The 21,369-nt window shown below is 62.2% G+C and carries 20 protein-coding genes and 1 tRNA gene; 10 read left to right on the plus strand and 11 right to left on the minus strand.

Annotated features, from left to right (window positions below):
* The 6 genes from dctA to pgsA all read right to left on the minus strand — a co-directional run.
* On the minus strand, positions 1–1,283 hold a 1,283-nt coding region (gene dctA / locus DK261_RS18280), incomplete at its 3' end, for a C4-dicarboxylate transporter DctA (RefSeq protein WP_110176110.1).
* A 502-nt stretch (positions 1,284–1,785) separates the two neighbouring features.
* Positions 1,786–2,043 (minus strand): hypothetical protein, encoded by a 258-nt coding sequence (locus DK261_RS18285; protein ID WP_028682629.1) that lies wholly within the window; start codon positions 2,041–2,043, stop codon positions 1,786–1,788.
* Positions 2,044–2,121: 78 nt separating this feature from the next.
* Positions 2,122–3,060 (minus strand): AraC family transcriptional regulator, encoded by a 939-nt coding sequence (locus DK261_RS18290; RefSeq protein WP_028682628.1) that lies wholly within the window; start codon positions 3,058–3,060, stop codon positions 2,122–2,124.
* Positions 3,061–3,082: 22 nt separating this feature from the next.
* Positions 3,083–3,916, minus strand: coding sequence for an oxidoreductase (locus tag DK261_RS18295; protein ID WP_016703090.1), 834 nt, complete (start codon positions 3,914–3,916; stop codon positions 3,083–3,085).
* 463 nt (positions 3,917–4,379) lie between these two features.
* Positions 4,380–4,455 (minus strand) — tRNA-Gly (locus tag DK261_RS18300).
* 63 nt (positions 4,456–4,518) lie between these two features.
* The gene (gene pgsA, locus DK261_RS18305) at positions 4,519–5,079 is read right to left on the minus strand and encodes a CDP-diacylglycerol--glycerol-3-phosphate 3-phosphatidyltransferase (RefSeq protein WP_009049612.1); all 561 of its coding nucleotides are present in this window, start codon (positions 5,077–5,079) and stop codon (positions 4,519–4,521) included.
* Positions 5,080–5,441: 362 nt separating this feature from the next.
* Between pgsA and DK261_RS18310 the strand changes: the two genes are divergently transcribed.
* Both DK261_RS18310 and DK261_RS33570 read left to right on the plus strand, forming a co-directional pair.
* The gene (locus tag DK261_RS18310; protein ID WP_110176088.1) at positions 5,442–6,572 is read left to right on the plus strand and encodes a polymorphic toxin type 44 domain-containing protein; all 1,131 of its coding nucleotides are present in this window, start codon (positions 5,442–5,444) and stop codon (positions 6,570–6,572) included.
* Positions 6,559–6,975: a hypothetical protein gene (locus DK261_RS33570; RefSeq protein WP_080710582.1), complete on the plus strand. Its 417-nt coding sequence runs from the start codon at positions 6,559–6,561 to the stop codon at positions 6,973–6,975. The genes DK261_RS18310 and DK261_RS33570 overlap by 14 nt, the downstream gene beginning before the upstream one ends.
* 8 nt (positions 6,976–6,983) lie before the next feature.
* Here the strand turns inward: DK261_RS33570 and uvrC are convergent, their stop codons facing one another.
* The 3 genes from uvrC to DK261_RS18330 form a co-directional block, all read right to left on the minus strand.
* The gene (gene uvrC / locus DK261_RS18320; protein WP_110176089.1) at positions 6,984–8,807 is read right to left on the minus strand and encodes an excinuclease ABC subunit UvrC; all 1,824 of its coding nucleotides are present in this window, start codon (positions 8,805–8,807) and stop codon (positions 6,984–6,986) included.
* Between the two features lie 2 nt (positions 8,808–8,809).
* Positions 8,810–9,451: a UvrY/SirA/GacA family response regulator transcription factor gene (gene uvrY, locus DK261_RS18325; RefSeq protein WP_009049615.1), complete on the minus strand. Its 642-nt coding sequence runs from the start codon at positions 9,449–9,451 to the stop codon at positions 8,810–8,812.
* Positions 9,452–9,596: 145 nt separating this feature from the next.
* Positions 9,597–9,962, minus strand: a complete 366-nt coding sequence (locus tag DK261_RS18330; RefSeq protein WP_007924437.1) for a helix-turn-helix domain-containing protein — start codon at positions 9,960–9,962, stop codon at positions 9,597–9,599.
* Between the two features lie 81 nt (positions 9,963–10,043).
* Here DK261_RS18330 and DK261_RS18335 point away from each other — a divergent pair, with 81 nt between their 5' ends.
* Positions 10,044–10,274, plus strand: coding sequence for a DNA-binding protein (locus DK261_RS18335; RefSeq protein WP_009049616.1), 231 nt, complete (start codon positions 10,044–10,046; stop codon positions 10,272–10,274).
* A gap of 56 nt (positions 10,275–10,330) precedes the next feature.
* Here the strand turns inward: DK261_RS18335 and DK261_RS18340 are convergent, their stop codons facing one another.
* Together DK261_RS18340 and DK261_RS18345 are read right to left on the minus strand one after the other, a co-directional pair.
* Entirely contained in the window at positions 10,331–10,777 is a 447-nt protein-coding gene (locus DK261_RS18340) for a GNAT family N-acetyltransferase (RefSeq protein ID WP_110176090.1), read from the minus strand.
* Positions 10,774–11,532 (minus strand): carbon-nitrogen hydrolase family protein, encoded by a 759-nt coding sequence (locus DK261_RS18345; protein WP_110176091.1) that lies wholly within the window; start codon positions 11,530–11,532, stop codon positions 10,774–10,776. Before DK261_RS18345 ends, DK261_RS18340 begins: the two co-directional genes overlap by 4 nt.
* A 641-nt stretch (positions 11,533–12,173) precedes the next feature.
* Here DK261_RS18345 and DK261_RS18350 point away from each other — a divergent pair.
* From DK261_RS18350 to DK261_RS18380, 7 genes are all read left to right on the plus strand, one after another.
* The gene (locus DK261_RS18350) at positions 12,174–13,265 is read left to right on the plus strand and encodes a 3-deoxy-7-phosphoheptulonate synthase (protein WP_110176092.1); all 1,092 of its coding nucleotides are present in this window, start codon (positions 12,174–12,176) and stop codon (positions 13,263–13,265) included.
* Between the two features lie 209 nt (positions 13,266–13,474).
* Positions 13,475–13,756 carry a peptidylprolyl isomerase gene (locus tag DK261_RS18355; protein ID WP_007924449.1) on the plus strand — a complete coding sequence of 94 codons (282 nt, stop codon included), beginning with the start codon at positions 13,475–13,477 and terminating at the stop codon, positions 13,754–13,756.
* Positions 13,757–13,891: 135 nt separating this feature from the next.
* Positions 13,892–15,760 (plus strand): extracellular solute-binding protein, encoded by a 1,869-nt coding sequence (locus DK261_RS18360; RefSeq protein ID WP_110176093.1) that lies wholly within the window; start codon positions 13,892–13,894, stop codon positions 15,758–15,760.
* The gene (locus tag DK261_RS18365; RefSeq protein ID WP_009049621.1) at positions 15,760–16,821 is read left to right on the plus strand and encodes a microcin C ABC transporter permease YejB; all 1,062 of its coding nucleotides are present in this window, start codon (positions 15,760–15,762) and stop codon (positions 16,819–16,821) included. The genes DK261_RS18360 and DK261_RS18365 overlap by 1 nt, the downstream gene beginning before the upstream one ends.
* Positions 16,821–17,843, plus strand: a complete 1,023-nt coding sequence (locus tag DK261_RS18370) for an ABC transporter permease (protein WP_110176094.1) — start codon at positions 16,821–16,823, stop codon at positions 17,841–17,843. The genes DK261_RS18365 and DK261_RS18370 overlap by 1 nt, the downstream gene beginning before the upstream one ends.
* A gap of 43 nt (positions 17,844–17,886) precedes the next feature.
* On the plus strand, positions 17,887–19,461 hold the full coding sequence (locus DK261_RS18375) for an ABC transporter ATP-binding protein (RefSeq protein ID WP_053269361.1): 1,575 nt from the start codon (positions 17,887–17,889) through the stop codon (positions 19,459–19,461).
* A 298-nt stretch (positions 19,462–19,759) separates the two neighbouring features.
* On the plus strand, positions 19,760–21,178 hold the full coding sequence (locus tag DK261_RS18380) for a sigma-54-dependent Fis family transcriptional regulator (RefSeq protein ID WP_110176095.1): 1,419 nt from the start codon (positions 19,760–19,762) through the stop codon (positions 21,176–21,178).
* Positions 21,179–21,369: the final 191 nt, after the last annotated feature.

Below are 21,369 nucleotides of genomic sequence, written 5' to 3' on the forward strand. Positions count from 1 at the left end.
TGAGCCTGTTCGCGGTCCAGGTCGCCGACCTTATCGGCCACCACCACGGTGGCCACGCAATTGCCAATCAGGTTGCCCGCCGCGCGTGCCATGCCGATGAACCAGTCAATCGACAACACCAGCACCAGGCCGATCACCGGAATGCTGGGGACTGCGCTCAGGGTCGCCGCCAGGATCACGATGGCCGAGCCCGGCACGCCGTGCGCGCCCTTGGAGGTCACGAGCGACACCCCGAGCACCAGCAGCAGGTCACCTATCGACAAGGGGGTATTGGTGGCCTGGGCAATGAAGACCACCGCCAGGGTCAGGTAGATCGAGAAGGCATCGAGGTTGAACGAATAGCCGGTGGGCACCACCAGCCCCACCACTGATTTTTTCACGCCCAGGACTTCCAGCTTGCGCATGATCTGCGGTAGCACCGAGTCCGAGGAGGCGGTGGCCAGGACGATGGTCAGCTCCTCGCGCAGGTAGGCAATGAACTTGAACACGTTGATCCCGGCATAACGCAACACCGCCCCCAGGATCACGAACACGAAGATCAGGATCGAGGCGTAGAACAGCACGACCAGGGAAATCAGCTGCTTCATCGAACCGACACCGTACTTGCCAACGGTGTAGGCCACTGCCCCTAGCACGCCCAGGGGCGCCAGCCGCACGATCAGGCCCATGGCCTTGAACAGCACCTTGGAAATATCGTCGATGAACGAGGTCACGCGCTCCGCACTTTTACCCCCCACCAATGCCAGGCTGATGCCGAACAGCAAGGCAAAGAACAGCACCTGCAATACATCGTTGCGGGCCAATGCATCGATTGAAGTGGTGGGAATGATGTTCAGGATGAACGAACCGATGCCGCTGCCCTGGAGCTTGTGGGCATTCTCCGAATAACTGCTCATGGCCCCGGCATCCAGGGTCGTGGTGTCGATGTTCATGCCATGCCCGGGCCCGAACACGAACGCCAGCAGGATGCCGAGAGCCAGGGCGATGGTGGTCATGATCTCGAAGTAGATCAGCGCCACGCCCCCTACCCGCCCGACGTTTTTCAGGTCGCCCGTACCGGCGATCCCGTGCACCACCACACAAAAGACGATGGGTGCGACGATCATCGAAATCAGCTTGAGAAAACCGTCGCTGAGCACTTTCAGCTTTACCGCGAAATCAGGCACCAGTACGCCGAGCACAATCCCCAGCAACAGGGCCAGCAACACCTGCGAAAAGAGTGATCCATACCAGGCCCTGGCCGGTGGTTTGACTGCGCTCGCAGCATTTGAGTCGTGGTTCATGATGTTTCTCCGTCAAGAATCAACCGAGTCCCTGGCGGGTCGACAACGCTGTCGACCCGCGGACTGCCCCCTCTTCAGCGACTCAGGTCGACGTCTGCCCGGTTGAATATCGGGTGGCCGAACCACAGCGAAGCCGCTTGAAGAATGCATCGTGCATAGCAGCCCCCATGCCACTTCCCGCGGAAAATCATGGATTTATTATTTACCGATCGAAAAACAAGGTCTTACAGGTCTGACCAGTCTAGGAAGCTGTGCGACTCGTCAGTTTTCTCCAGACTCGCAATCGTGCGCAGGTGGAGGCCCATGCCTCAAGACAGCGCAATCTCCCCCGCCGCCCGGGCCATGGAAGCGTGCACGAACGCTCTGAAATGGGGAGTTCAAGCCGTGAGCAGGACTGCTCGGCAACAAGGATGGCAGATGGATGAGCCCCTTCATCGAGACCCGATCCAGGTAAAGCGCGCAGCAGGGTATCCCGGCGGCGGCCAGCACCGCTGGCGGCAGATTAGCAACAGCCCTGGCGGGTTGTCGGCCGACGTACCTGACCGTACACCGCCAGGCAATGCACCTGGCTGACCCAATGGCTGGGCACGGGCGTCCAGGACTGGGGGTCGTTGCCGGCCTCATCGGTCGGTTGAATCACCTCGCCCTCCAGCAGCGGGCGATAACCTGGCGCTGGTGTGGGCTGCCCGCCAATAACGCTGCCCGCCGCCAGGCCTGGGGCACCATCCGAAGGTTGTTGCGTAGAGCGCTTCGAATCCATATCGCTGAACTCCTGTGGGGTGAGGTTCAAGCGCGAAGCAAAACGCGCGCCACAGACTTGCTCAGGCAGGTGCGAAAACTAATGCGACGAGACATAGACAGATGGCGTAGACGGCGCAGGCAACGCATAGGTCGCCTTCATCCATTCGATCTCCGCCTGGGGCGTTCGGCCGAAGAAGCGTTTGAACTCGCGGCTGAATTGCGAGGCGCTTTCGTAGCCTACGTTGAAGGCCGCCGTCGAAGCGCTCATGGCGTTGCGCAGCATCAGCAGTCGCGCCTGGTGCAAGCGCGTCGACTTCAGGTACTGCATCGGAGAGGCGTTCGTCACGCTGCGAAAGTGCAGGTGAAAGCTGGGCACGCTCATGCTCGCTTCCCGGGCCAGGGACTCCACGTCCAGGCGCTCCTGGTAGCAACTGTGGATCTTGCGGATCGCGCGAGTGACCTTGCCGAAGTGCCCCTGGCGATTGAGCGCGACACGCATCGAGCCGCCCTGCTCGCCCGTCAGGATGCGGTAATAGATTTCCCGCACCAGCAACGGCCCGAGTATCTGCGCGTCACCTGGAGTACTCATCGCCTCGAGAAAACGCAGTGTCGAGGCGCGCAGCAGATCGTCCATCGGCGAGGCATACATCCCCTTGGGCTGGGCGTCGCTGGGCCCGAGGGCTTCATCCACTTGCAGCATCAACTCGCTGGCCACCTGCAAGTCGAGACGCATGTAGACCGCCAGCATGGGCTCTGCCTCGCTGGCGTCGGTCTCCATGGTGAACGGCACGGGGACCGACACCACCAGGTAATGCTGGGCGTCATAGACATAGACGTCATCACCCAGGTAGCCACGCTTGCGCCCTTGGCACAGGATGACGATGCCCGGGTCATACAAAACCGGGGTACGGGTCAGGGGCCGGTTCGAACGCAGGAAGCGGATATCCTCCAGCGCGCTGAGGTTGTAGCCCTCGATCGGCGCCAGCTTTTCCATCAGCTGCACCATGCGCGAGGTCTGTGAGTCGGCCTGATTCATTGACAGCCCCTTGGCTGACCGTTCAACCATCGGTCGAACGGCTCAGCGCTTCCCATTGATCGATTTCTCTGGCCGCCTGCTCCAGCCTGCCGCGCACCAGGCCCAAGGCATCGCTGCCCAGCAGCAGGTGTGCGGGTGGCGTCGGACTGGCGATGACCTGCAGCATCGCTTGCGCGGCTTTGCGCGGGTCGCCGGGCTGTTTGCCGCTTTTCTCTTCCCGCGCTTTGCGCACCGGGTCGAAACTGGCGTCATAGTCGCCAATGCTCCGTGGCGTGCGCTGCATCGAACGACCGGCCCAGTCCGTGCGAAACGAGCCTGGCGCCACGGCGGTCACGAAGATATTGAACGGCCGCAGTTCTTTGCTCAGCGTATCGGAGATACCTTCGAGCGCAAACTTGCTCCCGCAGTAGTAGGCGATACCCGGCATGGTGATGGTGCCGCCCATGGAGGTGATATTGAGAATGTGACCGGCACGCCGCTTGCGAAAATATGGCAGGAACGCCTTGGTGACCGCGACCGCGCCGAACACATTGACGTCGAACTGGCGACGCAGCTCCTCCAGCGGCGACTCTTCGAAGATGCCCTCATGACCGTAGCCGGCGTTGTTGACCAAGACATCGACCGGGCCATGAGCGGCTTCGACAGCCGCGACCAGGCTGTCGATCCGCTCGAAGTCAGTGACATCCAGAATCACCCCATGGGCACGATCCACGGAAAGCGCCTGAAACGCCTGCAAGGCCGCTTCATTGCGCACAGTGCCGATAACCCGATGCCCCGCGGCAAGCGCTTCCCGCGCCAGCGCATTGCCAAAGCCGCTGCTGACACCCGTGATAAATAGGGTTTTTATGCTGTTCATGGCGAGCTCCGATAGAGAGGGACGAGGCAGCCATGCTATCCAGGGAAAACCCGGTCACCTATGCCGGTTTGTCTTTGAGCATTGCCTATTCCTATCAGGGTCAATAGTTAAGTGGGTAGTCGCCGATCTCCGCTTCCGCGAGTCAGGTCCGCTCCAGCGCGGCAAAAGGAAAAGAAGCAAAAAGCCTCGGAACAACTAAGCAAGTTCGTCGTAGGCTATCGAGGAAAAAGCGCCCTGCCTCAAAATCCGCTCTAGTAAAAAGTCACGTCATGCCAAGGCTGCTACATCCAAACGAGTCTTGAACCAAGGGATGACGGAAAACAGACAGAGAAATGCACTTAAAACCACTGGATACTGCTGGAACGCAGCCGACGTCAGTGGAATACCGCACAAACGAAAAAAGGACCCGAAGGTCCTTTTTTCGATCGCTGCAGAGTTAAGTGGAACTCTGTAGCGCTATGTTTGGAGCGGGAAACGAGACTCGAACTCGCGACCCCGACCTTGGCAAGGTCGTGCTCTACCAACTGAGCTATTCCCGCGTCTTGGTGGTGTGCATTCTATAGAAATTCGAAACTGCGTCAACCCCTTGATTCAAAAAAGTTTTATTTCTTTTCCACATCGGTCTTCAGATGCGGCCAGGCAGCGCGCAGGTACTGCAGCATGGACCACAGGGTCAGCCCTCCGGCGATCAGCAACAGGGCATAACCCAGCAGCACCCAGAAAGTGAAGGCCGGCGGGTTGGCCAGCAGGATCACCAGCGCCAGCATCTGCGCGGCGGTTTTCCATTTGCCCATGTTGGATACCGCTACTTGCGCGCGGGCACCCAGTTCGGCCATCCACTCGCGGAGGGCGGAAACGACGATCTCACGTCCGATGATCACCGCCGCCGGCAGGGTCAGCCACAGGTTGCCGTGCTCTTGCACCAGCAGTACCAGGGCCACCGCTACCATCAACTTGTCGGCCACCGGATCGAGGAAAGCCCCGAACGGTGTGCTTTGCTCCAGGCGTCGCGCCAGGTAGCCATCGAGCCAGTCGGTGGCCGCGGCAAACGCGAAGACGGAACTGGCGGCCATGTAGCTCCAGTTGTAAGGCAGGTAAAACAGCAAAATGAAGATCGGGATGAGCAGAACGCGTAGAACGGTGATCAGATTAGGGATATTCATCGGCACAACTGGCTACGAGGTGAGTTGGCAATCTACTCGAAAAAGACAGCAGATGAGCTAGGCACGGCCATTCTACGGGCTTCTCGCACAGCGTGTCTAACACTGTTCCAACACGTTGAACCCCTCGAAAGCGCAACTTCCCGGGGCCTGCGCGAGCAGGACAAGACTCAGTTCGCAAACCTGCTGGAACCATCATCTGTAGACGTAGTGCGGTGGCCATGCAGATTTTCCAGCCAGACTCTCAGCCCTCGCCAGACTCCATCCAAGTTCAGAATCGTCCTAAAGCCTTAGCCATCGCCGCTTGCTAGGTTTGCGGGGCTCTACAAAGAGCCTCGCGGATCAGTCAACGCAGGGACGATAAAATGCTCTCTTCTGCTCGCCTGGGCGACAAACACCTCTGCCCTCTTCCCGGTCACGGCACGACACCTATTGCTTGCGCTTCTGGTGACATCAACATCAACTTCATGGGAGCAGCCCGTGTGGGAGACACTTGCGGTTGTGGCGCGGTCATCACCACGGGGTTTCCCTCGATCATTCTGAATGGTCGTCCCATGGCCCATTTAGGGAGCCCCACCAGCCACGGCGGGACAATCATCACAGGGTCGGGTGATACTTTCGGTGGCTTTGTCATGGGGCCCGCTCCTGGGGCTGCCATCATCAACTTCGCAGCACTCGGCGTGTTTCGCCCGGATGGCTCGGTGGACGATGAAAAGATGGCGACCTTGTTGGCTGACCCGAAGCTGACCGAGAAGGCTAAGGATGCGAATGCTTTGGTCGATCCTAACGGGGCCCCTAAGGCGCCTGAGGAGCAGCCAGAGGAGAAGGTTTGTACCGACCCCGACCGCATGGAGGAACTGGCGAATTACATTGCCGATGAGATGAACCGCAACATCAACAGCCCGTCTGTGCGGCAAATGAAAGACTTGAATAGCTTTGACCCCGCAGCAGAAACAAGGAAATACGCGGAACTGCCCTTTTACATGCGCTTCGCTCTTGAGCCAGACATCTACAGCTTGGCGCTGGGGAAGAAAGCGAAAGCTTTTGCTATCTGGACTGAGCGCGTCGGTCAGAACAGGCCATGGGACCATAAGCCAATACTGCAAAAACTCTTTGGTGAATACCCTTGGCATAAGCAAGGGGCCTATGAATATTTCTACGATATCTGGTCGAACATCCACTACGGATATGTGGGTGTCGCAGGTGGGCTTTCTGAGAGTGTCTTATTGGACGGTGCTGGTGTAGAGCAAATCGGATCAGACACTTGGCGCTTCATCAAAAACCCTAAGAGGTTTGATGGCCCGCAAAGGACCAAGGGTGTTGAAGGTATGCGCGCATGGGATGATGTACCCGATAGGGTCTCGATCATTATCGGGATGAGCCTATACAAGGAATACCCAAATGGTGGCCTTACAGGGAAGATCATTATGGACAAAGTGCTGGCAGTCCCCATAAGCGACTGGGCGAAAGGGGTTCAACCACATGTCTGCAAGTGAGAAAAAGCTCTACTTAGGGCGGTGGATTACAGGATTCGTTTGCTTCCTTATTGCATGCTGGTATTTGGCTTTGCCAAGGGTCGTCATTTACTACTCAGGCGATGGCTCAAAAGCATTCAAATACGTCTTCAATACGCAGCATTCAATATTTCGACGGGACTTGATGCCGGGAGAGACAACCGGTGATGCAGGGCATATTTTCCCCGATAGGGATTTCTTTATGATGTTCGATTGGTGGGCCGACACGACCCCGCCCCGGTGTATCTACATCACACCAAAGCGGTGGAGGACAATGGACATTTACCTTGATGGGAGCGGTAAGATCGACACCACTAAAACAGGCACTGATGTTATTGCCCGCCTGAAACAGTGTCCCGGTCAGCCTGACCCTTTCCGCCCCTGAACTCTCCCCTACTCGCTATGCAAGTTCGCATAAATCAACTCAGCGAGCTTTTTACTGATCCCCGGTGCCTTGGCGATCTCGTCGATGCTTGCGCGAGACAGCTCCTGCAATCCGCCAAAATGCTTCAGCAGGTCGCGACGGCGCTTGGGACCGACGCCGGCCACGCCTTCGAGGGTCGAGGTGCGGCGGGTCTTGCCGCGGCGCGCACGGTGGCCGGTGATTGCGAAACGGTGGGCTTCGTCGCGGATCTGCTGGATCAGGTGCAGCGCCGGTGAATCGCCCTTGAGGGTGAACTCATGGGCGGCATCGTTGAGGTAGAGGGTCTCGAAACCGGCCTTGCGCGTCGCGCCCTTGGCCACCCCCAGCAGGATCAGGTCGGGCACCGCCAGCTCGTTGAGCACGTCGCGGGCCATGGACAGCTGGCCCTTGCCACCGTCCACCAGCAGGATGTCCGGCAGCTTGCCCTCGCCGTCCTTGAGCTTGCTGAAGCGCCGGGTCAGGGCCTGGTGCATCGCCGCATAGTCGTCGCCGGCGGTGACGCCTTCGATGTTGTAGCGCCGGTAATCGGACTTCAGCGGACCTTCCGGGCCGAACACCACGCAGGACGCCACGGTCGCCTCGCCGCTGGAGTGGCTGATGTCGTAGCACTCCAGGCGTTGCGGCGGTTCGTCCAGGTTCAACACTTCGGCCAGGGCTTCGAAACGTGCCGCCACATGCTGGCGGTTGGCCAGGCGCGCGCCCAGGGCCTGCTCGGCGTTGGTTACCGCCAGCTGCTGCCAACGCGCCCGCGTGCCACGTACCCGGTGGCTGATGCTCAGCTCGCGGCCGCGCAAGGCCTGGATCGCGGTGATCAGGGTCGGGAAGTCTTCGTGGACCACGTTGACGATCAGCTCGCTGGGCAGGTCGCGCTCCGGGCTGCTGAGAAAGTACTGGCCGAGGAACGCCGACATGACCTCGGCCACGTCCTCCTCGATACCCACCTGGGGAAAGAAGTTCTTGCTGCCCAGCACCCGGCCGCCACGCACGCTGATCAGGTGCACGCAGGCGCCGCCCGGGTTGACGAAGGCCGCCACCACGTCCACATCGCCGCTGCCACCTTCCATGCTCTGCTGGTCCTGCACCCGCCGCAGCAGGGAAATCTGGTCACGCAGCTCGGCGGCTTTCTCGAAGTCCAGGGTACTGGCCGCCTGCTCCATGCCGGCCGACAGTTCATCGGTCAGGGCATTGCTGCGCCCTTCGAGGAACATCACCGAGTGGCGCACATCTTCGGCGTATACCTCGGCCTCCACCAGGCCGACGCACGGTGCCTTGCAGCGCTTGATCTGATACTGCAGGCACGGCCGGGTGCGGTTCTTGTAGTAGCTGTCCTCACACTGGCGGACCATGAAGGTCTTTTGCAGCAGGCTCAGGCTCTCGCGAATGGCCCCGGCGCTGGGGTACGGGCCGAAGTACTTGCCCTTCTGCTTTTTCGCCCCGCGGTGGATGCTGAACCGCGGGAACTCACCGTCCGACAGAAACACATAGGGATAGGACTTATCGTCGCGCAACAGGATGTTGTACGGCGGCCGCCATTCCTTGATCAGCGTCTGCTCGAGCAGCAGGGCTTCGGTTTCGTTGGCGGTGATGGTGGTTTCGATCTGCGCGATACGCCCCACCAGGGCGGCGGTCTTCGGCGCCAGGCCGGTCTTGCGAAAGTAGCTGGCCAGGCGGCTCTTCAGGTTCTTGGCTTTACCGACGTAGAGCAGACGTGCATCGCCATCGAACATGCGATACACGCCGGGACGGCCACTGCAGGTGGAAAGAAAAGCACTGGGATCAAACGGGTCGTTCATTGTCAGGCGCTGGCATCGACCATGCCGTGGCGAACCGCCAGCAACGTCAGTTCGACATCACTGCTGATCGAGAGCTTCTCGAAGATACGGTAACGGTAGGTATTCACGGTTTTCGGAGACAGGCACAGCTTGTCGGAGATGATCTGCACTTTCTGGCAGCCGACAATCATCAGCGCAATCTGGATCTCGCGCTCCGACAAGGCGTCGAACGGCGATTCACTGGATGGCTGGAATGACTTGAACACCAGTTGCTGGGCAATCTGCGGGCTGATGTAACGCTGGCCGGCAAACACCAGACGGATGGCCTGCACCATTTCATTGAGGCCCGCGCCCTTGGTCAGATACCCCGCCGCGCCCGCTTGCAGCAAGCGGGTCGGGAACGGATCTTCTTCACACACAGTGACGGCCACGACTTTGATATCCGGGTGACTGCGCAACAATTTGCGCGTGGCTTCAAGACCGCCGATCCCGGGCATCTTGACGTCCATGAGGACCACATCGGGTTTCAATTCCCGGGCCTTGAGCAGGGATTCCTCCCCTGACTCGGCCTGGCCGACCACTTGCAGGCCATCGATGTCAGCCAGCATTCGTGTAATACCTGTACGAACGAGATCATGGTCATCGACTACTAGCACCCTAATCAAGCAGACACCTCGCGATTTGGTCTTATAGGTTGCCGGACACCTTAGCAAAAAAGCAGCGTGCTGACCTAATGACAAGCGCCATATAAAAAGCACCTGTTCAACAGGGGTATCCGGTGGCTGGTTAATGCACTGCGAACGCCCTGCCCTAAGGCTCTCGGGCGTCCGCCTTTCTTTTCATGAGGCTGGAAACCGAAAGCTCGGCAAGGGTATGGGTCAGGTGCCGGATCGCGTCCTGATCTTCCTTGTACAAGGCCCGATAACTGACGAGGATTTTCTCTTCGCTCTGGCTGAGGTTATCGGCCCTGGTCGGGGTCCGCCTGCCGGTCACTATATAAAGGACATCGACTCCTTTTGCCGCCACCCGGGACAAATAGTCCGCCTTGGGTACCCGGTCTCCACTTTCATATCTGCCTTGGGCATTGGCTTCCACGCCGCCAACTTCACCAAATTTCTTCTGCGACAACCCCAGGCGTTCCCTTTCCTGTCTTAACCGCGAACCGATTCCACTCATTTGGATGTATGATCCTTTTTTATGCACCCCTAGGGGTGTTACACCCTTCAAGCATTGAACAAATTTGAACGGTTTTGAACTATGCCCGGTATCCGCACTGCCGCACAAGCCAAGGCCTGGCTTGAACATCAAGGTAAATCGGTTCAACAGTTCGCCCGTGAACACGGGGTCGACCCAGCCACCACCTACCAGGTATTGGCCGGACGCAAGAAAGGACGACGCGGAGAGGCGCACAAAGTGGCGGTATTGCTGGGTATGAAAGACGGCATCATCCTCGCCGAGTCCGAGGGGCCCGACCAGGAACCCGCCTGAGCCTCGCCTGTCGCCACACCGCTCGGATCGACCGCGCCGCGCACAGCAACCAGCGGCTACGCATCCGCGGCGCTGCTTCGCTCCATCCGCAGAAAACACTCATCTTCCCCGACCACCTTCAGCCCCATGCGCCCATAAAGCGCCTGCGCCGGGTTGTCCTTGAACACCGTCAACCGTAGCAGCCCACGCCGTTCGCCGCGCGCCATCGCCAGTACCTGTTCGATGGCCCAGGCCCCGGCACCTTGCCCGCGAAACGCTTCGAGCACATGCAACTCGCGAATATACAAAGCCCTGGAATCGCGACTCAGGCTGACGAACCCCAGCACCCTGGCGCCCTGGCAGATCAGCAGGTTCTCCCGACCGGCCCAGGCCACATCGAAAGCTTCGTCCAGCCACAACAGATCGTGACGGATGTAATACCCCAGCATGCAGCTGCGGGTCAGGTCGCGGGCAAAAACCAGATCCTCCAGGGTGCTGGCCGGACGCAGTTGGAAACCGTTCAAGGCGCTTCGACCCTCAGTTGCTGGCCACTCCAGCGCCCGGCGGTGCGCCGGGCGATCAACAGCTCATCTCCAGTGCCGGCCGCAGTCACGATCAGCCCGCCATCCGGGCCCCAGATCGCGCTACGCCCGGCCGACACCCAGACTCCGGTCGGCCCGCCGTGATTGGCCATCAGCACCAGCATGGTGTGCTCCACGGCATAGCCCTGCAACAAGGCAGTGTCTGCGGCGTAGCCTTTTTCGCTGATCAGCACGCCGGCGGCATAGATGCCGGCACCGGACTGCGCCGCCGCGCGCGCATGGCTGGCCTGGGAGAAATCGGCGCACACCGCCAGGGCGACTTGGTCCTCGGCGAATGTGAGGTTCGCGCCCCCCGTGCCGGGGCTAAATACCTGCTCCTCGCCAGCATGCAGATGCTGCTTGCTGTACACCGCCAGCGAACCGTCGGCGGCCAGCACCAGGGCGCCGATCAACAGCGGGCCCTCGGCCGACAGGCGGATGGGCATGCCCACCACCGCCGTCACCCCCAGCTCCCGGGCCAGGTCGCGCAACGGCTGCAACAGCGGGCTCTGCGGCAATAGCGCCAGCTCGGCCGCCAGCGCCGGTTCGTAACCGGTCAGGGACAGCTCGGGAAACACCAGCAATTGCACGCCCTGCTCCGCGGCGATTCGGATAAAAGCCTGGTGCCGGGCGATATTGCCCGGCAGGTCGCCAGCGATGGAAATCGATTGGGCGGCGGCAAGGGTCAGCGGGGTCATGATGGGTCCTGAACAAGCACAAATAAGGGCGTGGCGAGTGTGTCATAAAACCTCAAAGCGCTTAACTCATAGGCACTGACAGGCAAGCTAATAGGAATTTCTGATTGAACCGCGCCCCCAGCCTCTAGTAAGCTCGGCCCACTTCACGGAGAAACAGCATGTCGTCCCTCACCCTTTCCATGCATCGTCACACTGCCAGCGCCTCGCGCGTCGGTGCGGCTGCCTGGGTGAAAAACGCCTGCGCTCCAGCGAGCTTTTATTTTGGGTATTGGTTTAGCCACTGGCGCGCCTGATACCCAAACGGCGCCCACTTGAACGGGTCGCCTACCAGAGAAAATCTCACCCCCGGTCGGCCTCCAGACCGGGGGTTTTGTTTTTCTGGGCCAAAGATTTTTAACCGCGACTTTCAGCAACACACCGAACTTACCGAGGATTCAAACCATGAACTACGCCACTTATTACCGTTACGACACCTGCTGCGCCTGGCGATTTAGCAGCCTCCGTTCGGGACAGCCTGCCGCCTCCGATCGGTCACCTACTGGTGGCAAACACACCTGCACAGCCAATCCGGCCAATTGTCGAACACCCCAGTAGGGCCGCGCGCGGGACACCACCCGCCGCCTGCCCAGGAAGCCTTGAATATGAACTCGTCCGTCTCCGCTCTGCCGCTGTCCACCCGCAACTGCGCCAACGAAACCCTGACCCAGCGCCTGCCCAGCTCGCTGGAGCTCAAGCAGCAACTGCCGCTCAGCCCGGCCCTCAGCCAGCAAGTCGCCGCCCATCGCCAGGCGGTGCGCGCCATCCTCAACGGTGAAGACTCCCGTTTGCTGGTGGTCGTCGGCCCCTGCTCGATCCACGATCCCCAGTCCGCCCTGGAATACGCCAGCAACCTCGCCAGCCTGGCCGCCGAGGTCAGCGACGAGCTGCTGCTGGTGATGCGCGCCTACGTCGAAAAACCCCGCACCACCGTCGGCTGGAAAGGCCTGGCCTACGACCCGCGCCTGGACGGCAGCGACGACATGGCCGGCGGCCTGACCCTGTCCCGTGAACTGATGCGCGAAATGCTCCGCCTGGGCCTGCCGATCGCCACCGAATTGCTGCAACCCATGGCCGCCGGCTACTTCGACGACCTGCTGAGCTGGGTCGCCATTGGCGCGCGCACCACCGAATCGCAGATCCACCGGGAAATGGCCAGCGGCCTGGGCATGCCCGTAGGCTTCAAGAACGGCACCGACGGCGGCGTCGGCATCGCCTGCGACGCCATGCGCTCGGCGGCGCACCCGCACCGCCACTTCGGCGTCGACAGCCAGGGCCACCCGGCGGTGATCCAGACCTCGGGCAACCCGGACACCCATCTGGTGCTGCGCGGCGGCCATCGCGGCCCGAACTACGATCGCCAGAGCGTGGCCCAGATCCAGCACGACCTGCAGAAGCTGAAGATCCCGGCGCGGATCATGGTCGATTGCAGCCATGCCAACAGCGGCAAGGATCCGTTGCGCCAACCGGCGGTGTTCGACGAGGTATTGGAGCAGCGCCTGCAGGGCGATTCGTCCCTGGTCGGGGTGATGCTGGAAAGCCATCTGTTCGAGGGTTGCCAGCCCCTGAGCCCGACGCTGCGCTACGGGGTTTCGGTGACGGACGGTTGCCTGGGCTGGGACGCCACCGAGCAGCTGCTGCGTAGTGCTGCCCGGCAGCTGCGCAGCGCCCGGCAAGACATTCCCGCTTCCGCCTGATCCCGCCCCGGTAGAGCGAGGCTTGCCCGCGATAAACGATAACGCGGTGTAACTGACCCACCGCGTCGCCTGCATCGCGGGCAAGCCTCGCTCCTACAGAAACAGAGCCCTACCGGCCATCCCTTGCTGCAATGCCTTGACGGAACTTTGACGAGAAATAGGCCACACAATCCGGTAGGCTCACCACTTTCTTGAAAGGAGCAACTCCCATGGCCAAAGCCACCGCCCGTCATATCCTCGTTGCCAGCGAAGCCAAGTGCAACGAACTGAAAGCCGAGATCGAAGCCGGCGCCGACTTCGCCGAAGTCGCCAAGAAGAACTCCACTTGCCCATCCAGCCGTGACGGCGGCAACCTCGGCTCGTTTGGCCCAGGCCAGATGGTCAAGGAATTCGACACCGTGGTGTTCAGCGCCCCGGTCAACGTCGTGCAAGGCCCGGTGAAGACCCAGTTCGGTTATCACCTGCTGGAAGTGACCAGCCGCCAGGACTGATCCTGTCGCGATTTGCGTGAACGACGGCCCGCCCCTTGGTGGGCCGTTGTGTTTGGGCTACCGCCCGCGCTGGTCAGCAGCGCGCCGGTAGCGTACAAATCGTGGTCATCGATCACCCGGCTCTTAAGGCTGACAATGCGCCTGCTTTTCCCCTCCCTGATCTTCACCGCCCTGGCCCTGCTGCTGGGGACCGCGAGTGCCGACGCCGCGCCGCAACACGCCCTGACCGTCTATGGCGAACCGGCCAAATACCCCGCTGGCTTCAGTCACTTCGCCTACACCAACCCACGGGCGCCCAAGGGCGGGAGCATGCGCCGCTCGGCCATCGAGATCGGCCGTTTCGACCATGTGTTGCCCTACATCGACAAAGGCATCGGCGTCTCGCAACTCGACGGCTACATCTACTCGCCCCTGGCCCAGCGCTCGCTGGACGAGCCCTACACCGTCTATGGCCTGGTGGCACAAAAGATGGAGCGCGCCGACGACGGCCTGTGGCTGCGCTTCTACCTCAACCCCAAGGCGCGCTTCGCCGACGGCAAGCCGATCACCGCCGAAGACGTGCGCTACACCTACAACCTGCTGATGACCCAGGGCAGCCTGCGTTATCGCACCCAGTTCGCCGACGTCAAGGACGTCGAGGTCGAGTCGCCGCGGGTGATCCGTTTCGACTTCAAGAGCAATGAAAACCGCACCCTGCCCCTGGATATCGCGACCCTGCCGGTGCTACCCGAGCATTGGTGGAAGAGCCGTGACTTCGCCGGCGGCGGGGGTTACGAAGCGCCCCTGGGCAGCGGCCCGTACAAGGTGAGCAAGGTCGACAACGGCAACAGCATCACCTTCACCCGCGATGCCGACTGGTGGGGCAAGGACCTGCCGGTCAGCCGCGGCCTGTACAACTTCGACCGCTTCAGCATCGAGTACTTCGGCGACACCGACGTCGCCCGCCAAGTGTTGCGCGGCGGCGCCTACGACTACAACCGTGAGTTCTCCGCCACCGGCTTCTCCATCGGCTACGACAGCCCGGCCCTGGACGACGGCCGCCTGCAAAAGGCCCACCTGGCCAAGCAGGCGCCGCAACCGGCCCAGGGCTTCGTGTTCAACCTGCAAAAACCGATGTTCCAGGACCGCCGGGTGCGCCAGGCCCTGGCCATGCTCTGGGACTTCGAGTGGAGCAACCGGCAGATGATGCGCGACCTGTATATCCGCCAGCAGAGCTTCTTCTCCAACAGCGCCCTGGCCGCGCGGGCGCTACCGGATGCCGAAGAGCTGAAAATCCTCGAACCGCTGCGCGGGCAGGTCCCCGACGAAGTCTTCAACCAGGTCTTCGAAGCACCAAAAACCGACGGCAGCGGCCTGATCCGCGACAAGCAACTGCAAGCCCTAGCCCTGCTCGAAGCGGCCGGCTGGAAACCCGACGGCGACACGCTGGTCAACGCCGACGGCGAGCCGCTGCGCTTCACCTTCCTCAACAGCCAGAACGGCATCGAGCGCCTGCTGCTGCCGTACAAGCGCAACCTGGCGCAGATCGGCATCACCCTGGAAATCCGCCGCATCGACGCCTCGCAGTACGTCAACCGGCTGATGGCCCGCGACTACGACATGATCGTCACCGGCTACCCGGTGACCACCTCGCCGGGGCTGGAGCTGTATAACTACTTCGGTTCGGCGGCGGCCAACGATCCCGGCTCGAGCAACCTGATGGTGCTGAAGAACCCGGCGGTGGACAGCCTGATCAGCGGCCTGGTCAAGGCCACCAGCCAGCCGCAGATGCTGAGCTACGCCCACGCCCTGGACCGGGTGCTGCAATGGAACTACTACTGGATCCCCAACTACTACCCGCCGGGCACCTCCACCGTGTGGTGGAACCGCTTCGGCATGCCGGCCATTCCCGCCAGCAATGACGAAGCCATCGAAAGCTGGTGGGAAATGAGCCGCACGCCCCTGACCAACGAGCAAATGGCGGCCGAGCGCGTCCAGCGCGGCAAGCCTGGAGGGCCGCACTGATGCTGGCGTATATCCTGCGGCGCCTGCTGCTGATCATCCCGACCCTGCTGATCATCCTGCTGGTCAACTTCGCCATCGTCCAGGCCGCCCCCGGCGGTCCGGTGGAACAGGCCATCGCCCGCCTGCAAGGCATAGGCGGTGGCGGCAACCTCGGCGGTTCGAGCGACGGCGTCAGCGGCAACTCACGGGCCAGCCGTGGCCTCGACCCGCAGCTGATCAAGGACATCGAGAAACAGTACGGCTTCGACAAGCCGGCCCACGAGCGCCTGTGGCTGATGCTCAAGAGCTACGCGCAGCTGGACTTCGGCAAGAGCTTCTTCCGCGGCGCCACGGTCACCGAGCTGATCCTGCAGAAAATGCCGGTGACCATCTCCCTCGGGCTCTGGGCGACGCTGATCACCTACCTGGTGTCGATCCCCCTGGGGATCCGCAAGGCGGTGCACCACGGCAGCCATTTCGATATCTGGAGCAGCACCGCGATCATCATCGGCTACGCCATGCCGGCCTTCCTGTTCGCCATGTTCCTGATCGTGATGTTCGCCGGCGGCACTTCGCTGAACTGGTTCCCGGTGCGCGGGCTGGTCTCGGAGAACTTCGAGCAACTGAGCACCCTGGGCAAGGTCGTCGACTACTTCTGGCACCTGGTGCTGCCGGTGACCTCCCTGGTGATCGGCGGCTTCGCCACCCTGACCATCCTCACCAAGAACTCGTTCCTCAACGAGATCACCCGCCAGTACGTGGTCACCGCCCGGGCCAAGGGCCTGAGCGAACGCCGGGTGCTGTACGGCCATGTGTTTCGCAACGCCATGCTGCTGGTGGTCTCGGGCATTCCCCAGGCGTTTATCAGCGTGTTCTTCGCCGGCTCCCTGCTGATCGAGGTGATCTTCTCCCTCGACGGCCTCGGGCGCATGAGCTACGAGGCCGCGGTGTCGCGGGACTATCCGGTGGTGTTCGGCTCGCTGTTCATCTTCACCCTGTTCGGCCTGCTGATAAAACTCATCGGCGACCTGTGCTACACCCTGGTCGACCCACGTATCGACTTCGCCGCGAGGAACGCCTGATGCTCAAGCTCTCTCCGCTGGCGCGCCGGCGCTTGGACCGTTTCAAGAAAAACCGCCGTGGCTGGTGGTCGCTGTGGCTGTTTGTCGGCCTGTTCCTCCTCACCCTCGGCGGCGAACTGATCGCCAACGACAAACCGCTGGTGGTCAGCTACCAGGGCTCGCTGTATTTCCCGGTGTTCAAGCGCTACACCGAACAGGAGTTCGGCGGCCAGCTGCCGTTCCAGGCCGACTACCGCAGCGACTACGTGCAAAAGCTGATCCGCCAGGACGGCGGCTGGCTGCTGTTCCCGCCGATCCCGTTCAGCGAAGACACGCCCAACTACGAGCTCAGCCGCCCGGCACCGAGCCCGCCGACCGCGGTCAACTGGCTGGGCACCGACAACCAGGCGCGGGACGTGCTGGCCCGGGTGATCTACGGCGCCCGGGTGTCGATCCTGTTCGCCCTGGCCCTGACCTTTATCAGCGCCCTGATCGGCATCGCCGCCGGCGCCCTGCAAGGCTATTACGGCGGCTGGGTCGACCTGCTGGGCCAGCGCCTGCTGGAGGTCTGGTCGGGGCTGCCGGTGCTGTACCTGCTGATTATCCTGTCCGGTTTCGTCGAGCCGAATTTCTGGTGGCTGCTGGGGATCATGGCGCTGTTCTCCTGGCTGGCCCTGGTGGACGTGGTGCGCGCCGAATTCCTGCGCGGGCGCAACCTGGAATACGTCAAGGCCGCCCGCGCCCTGGGCCTCAACGACCGCAAGGTGATCGTGCGGCACATCCTGCCCAATGCGATGAACGCCACCCTGAGCTACCTGCCGTTCATTCTCACCGGAGCGATTTCCACCCTCACCGCCCTGGATTTCCTCGGCTTCGGCATGCCGGCCGGCAGCGCGTCCCTGGGCGAGTTGATCGGCCAGGGCAAGCAGAACCTGCAGGCGCCCTGGCTGGGCCTGACGGCGTTTTTCACCCTGGCGCTGATCCTCTCGCTGCTGGTGTTTATCGGCGAAGCGTTGCGCGATGCCTTCGATCCACGTTCTTGAGCCATGTTCCTGAGCCACGTTATTGAACCAGGCGGATACTGAAATGACTGACAACCTGATTGAAATCCGCAACCTCAACGTCGCCTTCGGCGAGCAGAAGGTGGTGCGCGACCTGTGCCTGGACATTCGCCCCGGCGAGTGCCTGGCCCTGGTCGGCGAGTCGGGGTCGGGCAAGTCGGTGACCGCCCATTCGATCCTGCAATTGCTGCCCGACTGCGACACCCTGAGCAGCGGCAGCATCCGCTACCGCGGCCAGGAGCTGCTCGGCGCCGATACGCGGACCTTGCAGAAGCTGCGCGGCGACCGCATCGCCATGATTTTCCAGGAGCCGATGACCTCGCTGAACCCGCTGCACAGCATCGAAAAGCAGATCGGCGAAACCCTGCTGCTGCACAAGGGCCTGGGCGGCAAGGCGGCCCAGGCGCGGATCCTCGAGTTGCTACACCTGGTGGGCATCCAGAAACCCGAGGAACGGCTCAAGGCCTATCCGCACCAGCTCTCCGGCGGCCAGCGCCAGCGGGTGATGATCGCCATGGCCCTGGCCTGCGAACCGGAGCTGCTGATCGCCGACGAACCGACCACCGCCCTCGACGTGACGGTGCAACGCAAGATCCTGCTGCTGCTCAAGTCCCTGCAACAGCGCCTGGGCATGTCCCTACTGCTGATCAGCCACGACCTCAACCTGGTGCGCAGCATCGCCCAGCGCGTCTGTGTGATGAAGGCCGGGCAAATCGTCGAACAGGCGCCGTGCGAAACCCTGTTCAGCGCACCGCAGCATCCCTACAGCCGCGTGTTGCTCAATGCCGAGCCGGAAGGCGAAGCCCTGCCCCGGGACGAGCGCGAAGTGGTGCTGCAGGTGGACGACCTCAATGTGCAGTTCCAGATCGGCGGCGGGCTGTTCCGGCGCAAGCAATACCTGCGGGCGGTGGACGGCATCAGCCTGAGCCTGCAACGGGGCAAGACCCTGGGCATCGTCGGCGAGTCTGGATCGGGCAAGTCGACCCTCGGCCAGGCGATCCTGCGTCTGCTGGATTCCGAAGGCAGCATCCGCTTCCAGGGCGAGGCCCTCGACGGCCTCAACCAGAAGCAGCTGCGGCCGTGGCGCAAGCAGATGCAGGTGGTGTTCCAGGACCCGTTCGGCAGCCTCAGCCCACGGATGTCGGTGCAACAGATCATCAGCGAAGGCCTGGAAGTGCACAGCCACTCCACGGCCCAGCAGTGCGAGCAGCAGGTGATCCAGGCACTGGAAGAAGTCGGCCTGGACCCGGCCAGCCGCCATCGCTACCCCCACGAGTTCTCCGGCGGTCAGCGCCAGCGCATCGCCATCGCCCGCGCCCTGGTGCTCAAGCCGGCGCTGATCCTGCTGGACGAACCCACATCGGCCCTCGACCGCACGGTGCAGAAGCAGGTGGTGGCGCTGCTGCGCCAGCTCCAGGAGCGGCATGGCCTGACCTACCTGTTCATCAGCCACGACCTGGCCGTGGTCCGCGCCCTGGCCCACGACATGATCGTGATCAAGGACGGCAAGGTGGTCGAACGCGGCCCCAGCCACGAAGTGTTCGAAGCGCCGCAGCATCCCTACACCCAGGAACTGCTGGCCGCCGCCCACCCGGCCTGAATCCGCATTCCCCTGTAGGAGCGAGGCTTGCCCGCGATAGGCTCTACGCGGTGTGCCTGCAATACCGCAGCGCCTACATCGCGGGCAAGCCTCGCTCCTACAGAAGCACAACCCTGTAGCCGCTGCCGCAGGCTGCGATCGACCGGAACGGTCGCGACGTACTCAAGATCGCTGAAGGTCCTCCGGCCCTTATCGCAGCCTGCGGCAGCGGCTACAGGGATAGCGTCAACCCTGATGGTCGCGTCGCCGTGAAGATTCCCGGCATAATCGGCGCCGCGCTCCCTTCAGGACCTTCCCCATGAACGACACCGAAAGCCTCAAGGATTACCAGCGGGTTCGCCAACTGGCGATCCGTTCGCTGTTCGAGATCATCGAGCAATCCAGCGAAGGCACGGTGATCGTCGACCGCGACGCCAATATCGTCTGGATGAACGAGCGCTACGCCCGGCGCTTCGGCCTGGAGTCGGCGGCGTTCGCCATCGGCAAGGCCTGCGAAAGCGTGATCCCCGGCAGCCTGCTGCGCGAAGTGGTGCGCACCGGGCGGCCGATCCTGCTGGACATGCAGGACACCCCCAAGGACCCGCTGGTGGTGATGCGCCTGCCGATCCACGACGATGCCGGGGCGGTGATCGGCGCCATCGGCTTTGCCCTGTTCGACGAGTTGCGCAGCCTGTCGCCGATGCTCAAGCGCTACCTGAGCATGCAGGAAGAGCTTGCTTCCACGCGGTCGCTGCTGCGGGCGCGGCAGACCAAATACAACTTCGCCCACTTCATCGGCACCAGCGCCGCCAGCCTGGAAGTCAAGCGCCGCGCCCGGCGCAGTGCCAGCGCCGAGTCGCCGGTGCTGCTGCAAGGCGAGACCGGCACTGGCAAGGAGCTGCTGGCCCAGGCGATCCACGCCGCTTCGCCACGGGCGCACAAGGCCTTTGTCAGCATCAACAGCGCGGCGATTCCGGAAACCCTGCTGGAAGCCGAGTTCTTCGGCACCGCCCCCGGCGCCTTCACCGGCGCCGACCGCAAGGGCCGCGCCGGCAAGCTGCAGATCGCCCAGGGCGGCACGCTGTTTCTCGACGAGATCGGCGACATGCCCCTGCCCCTGCAAAGCAAGCTGCTGCGGGTGCTGCAAGAGAAAGAGTTCGAGCCGGTGGGTTCCAACGAGGTGATCCAGAGCGACGTGCGGGTGATCGCCGCTACCTCCACCGACCTCGAAGCGGCGATCAAGCGCGGCGAATTCCGCGCCGACCTGTACTACCGCCTCAATGTGCTGCCGATCCAGGTGCCGCCGCTGCGCGAACGCCTGGACGACCTGCCGGCCCTCAGCGAAGCCATCCTCGAAGAACTGCGCAGCCAGCACGAACTGACTCCCGACGCCCTGGCCCTACTCGGCCAGCACGCCTGGCCCGGCAATATCCGCGAACTGCGCAACGTCCTGGAACGCGCCGCCCTGCTCAGCGACGACCTGATGCTCAATGCTAGCGACCTGCGCGCGGCCATCGGCACCTTCAGCCCGGTGCCGCGCGCGGCCAGCGCCCAGGCCGCCGAGGTGCAGCCCAACGAAACCTTCGCCGCGGCGCGGGAGCGCTTCGACCGCCAGGTGATCGAGACGGCCCTGGCGCACTGTGGCGGCAAGGTGGTGGAAGCCGCGGCGCGCCTGGGGCTGGGGCGCTCGACTTTGTACAAGAAGATGGCGGCGCTGGGGATTGAAGAGTCTCAATAAAGAGACATGCATCTCCATACAGAGAAAGAGCCAGCGCTACGCGCTGATCGCGGGCAAGCCTCGCTCCTACAGAAGCATATAAGTGCGTCTGTAGGAGCGAGGCTTGCCCGCGATGACGCCCTTTCAGCCACCAAAAGTCTCAAAACAGAGACACAACATCACTCATCCTCTCAAAAATCATACAAATATCC

The sequence above is a fragment of the Pseudomonas sp. RW409 genome, from assembly GCF_003184125.1.
Classification (GTDB): domain Bacteria; phylum Pseudomonadota; class Gammaproteobacteria; order Pseudomonadales; family Pseudomonadaceae; genus Aquipseudomonas; species Aquipseudomonas chlororaphis_I.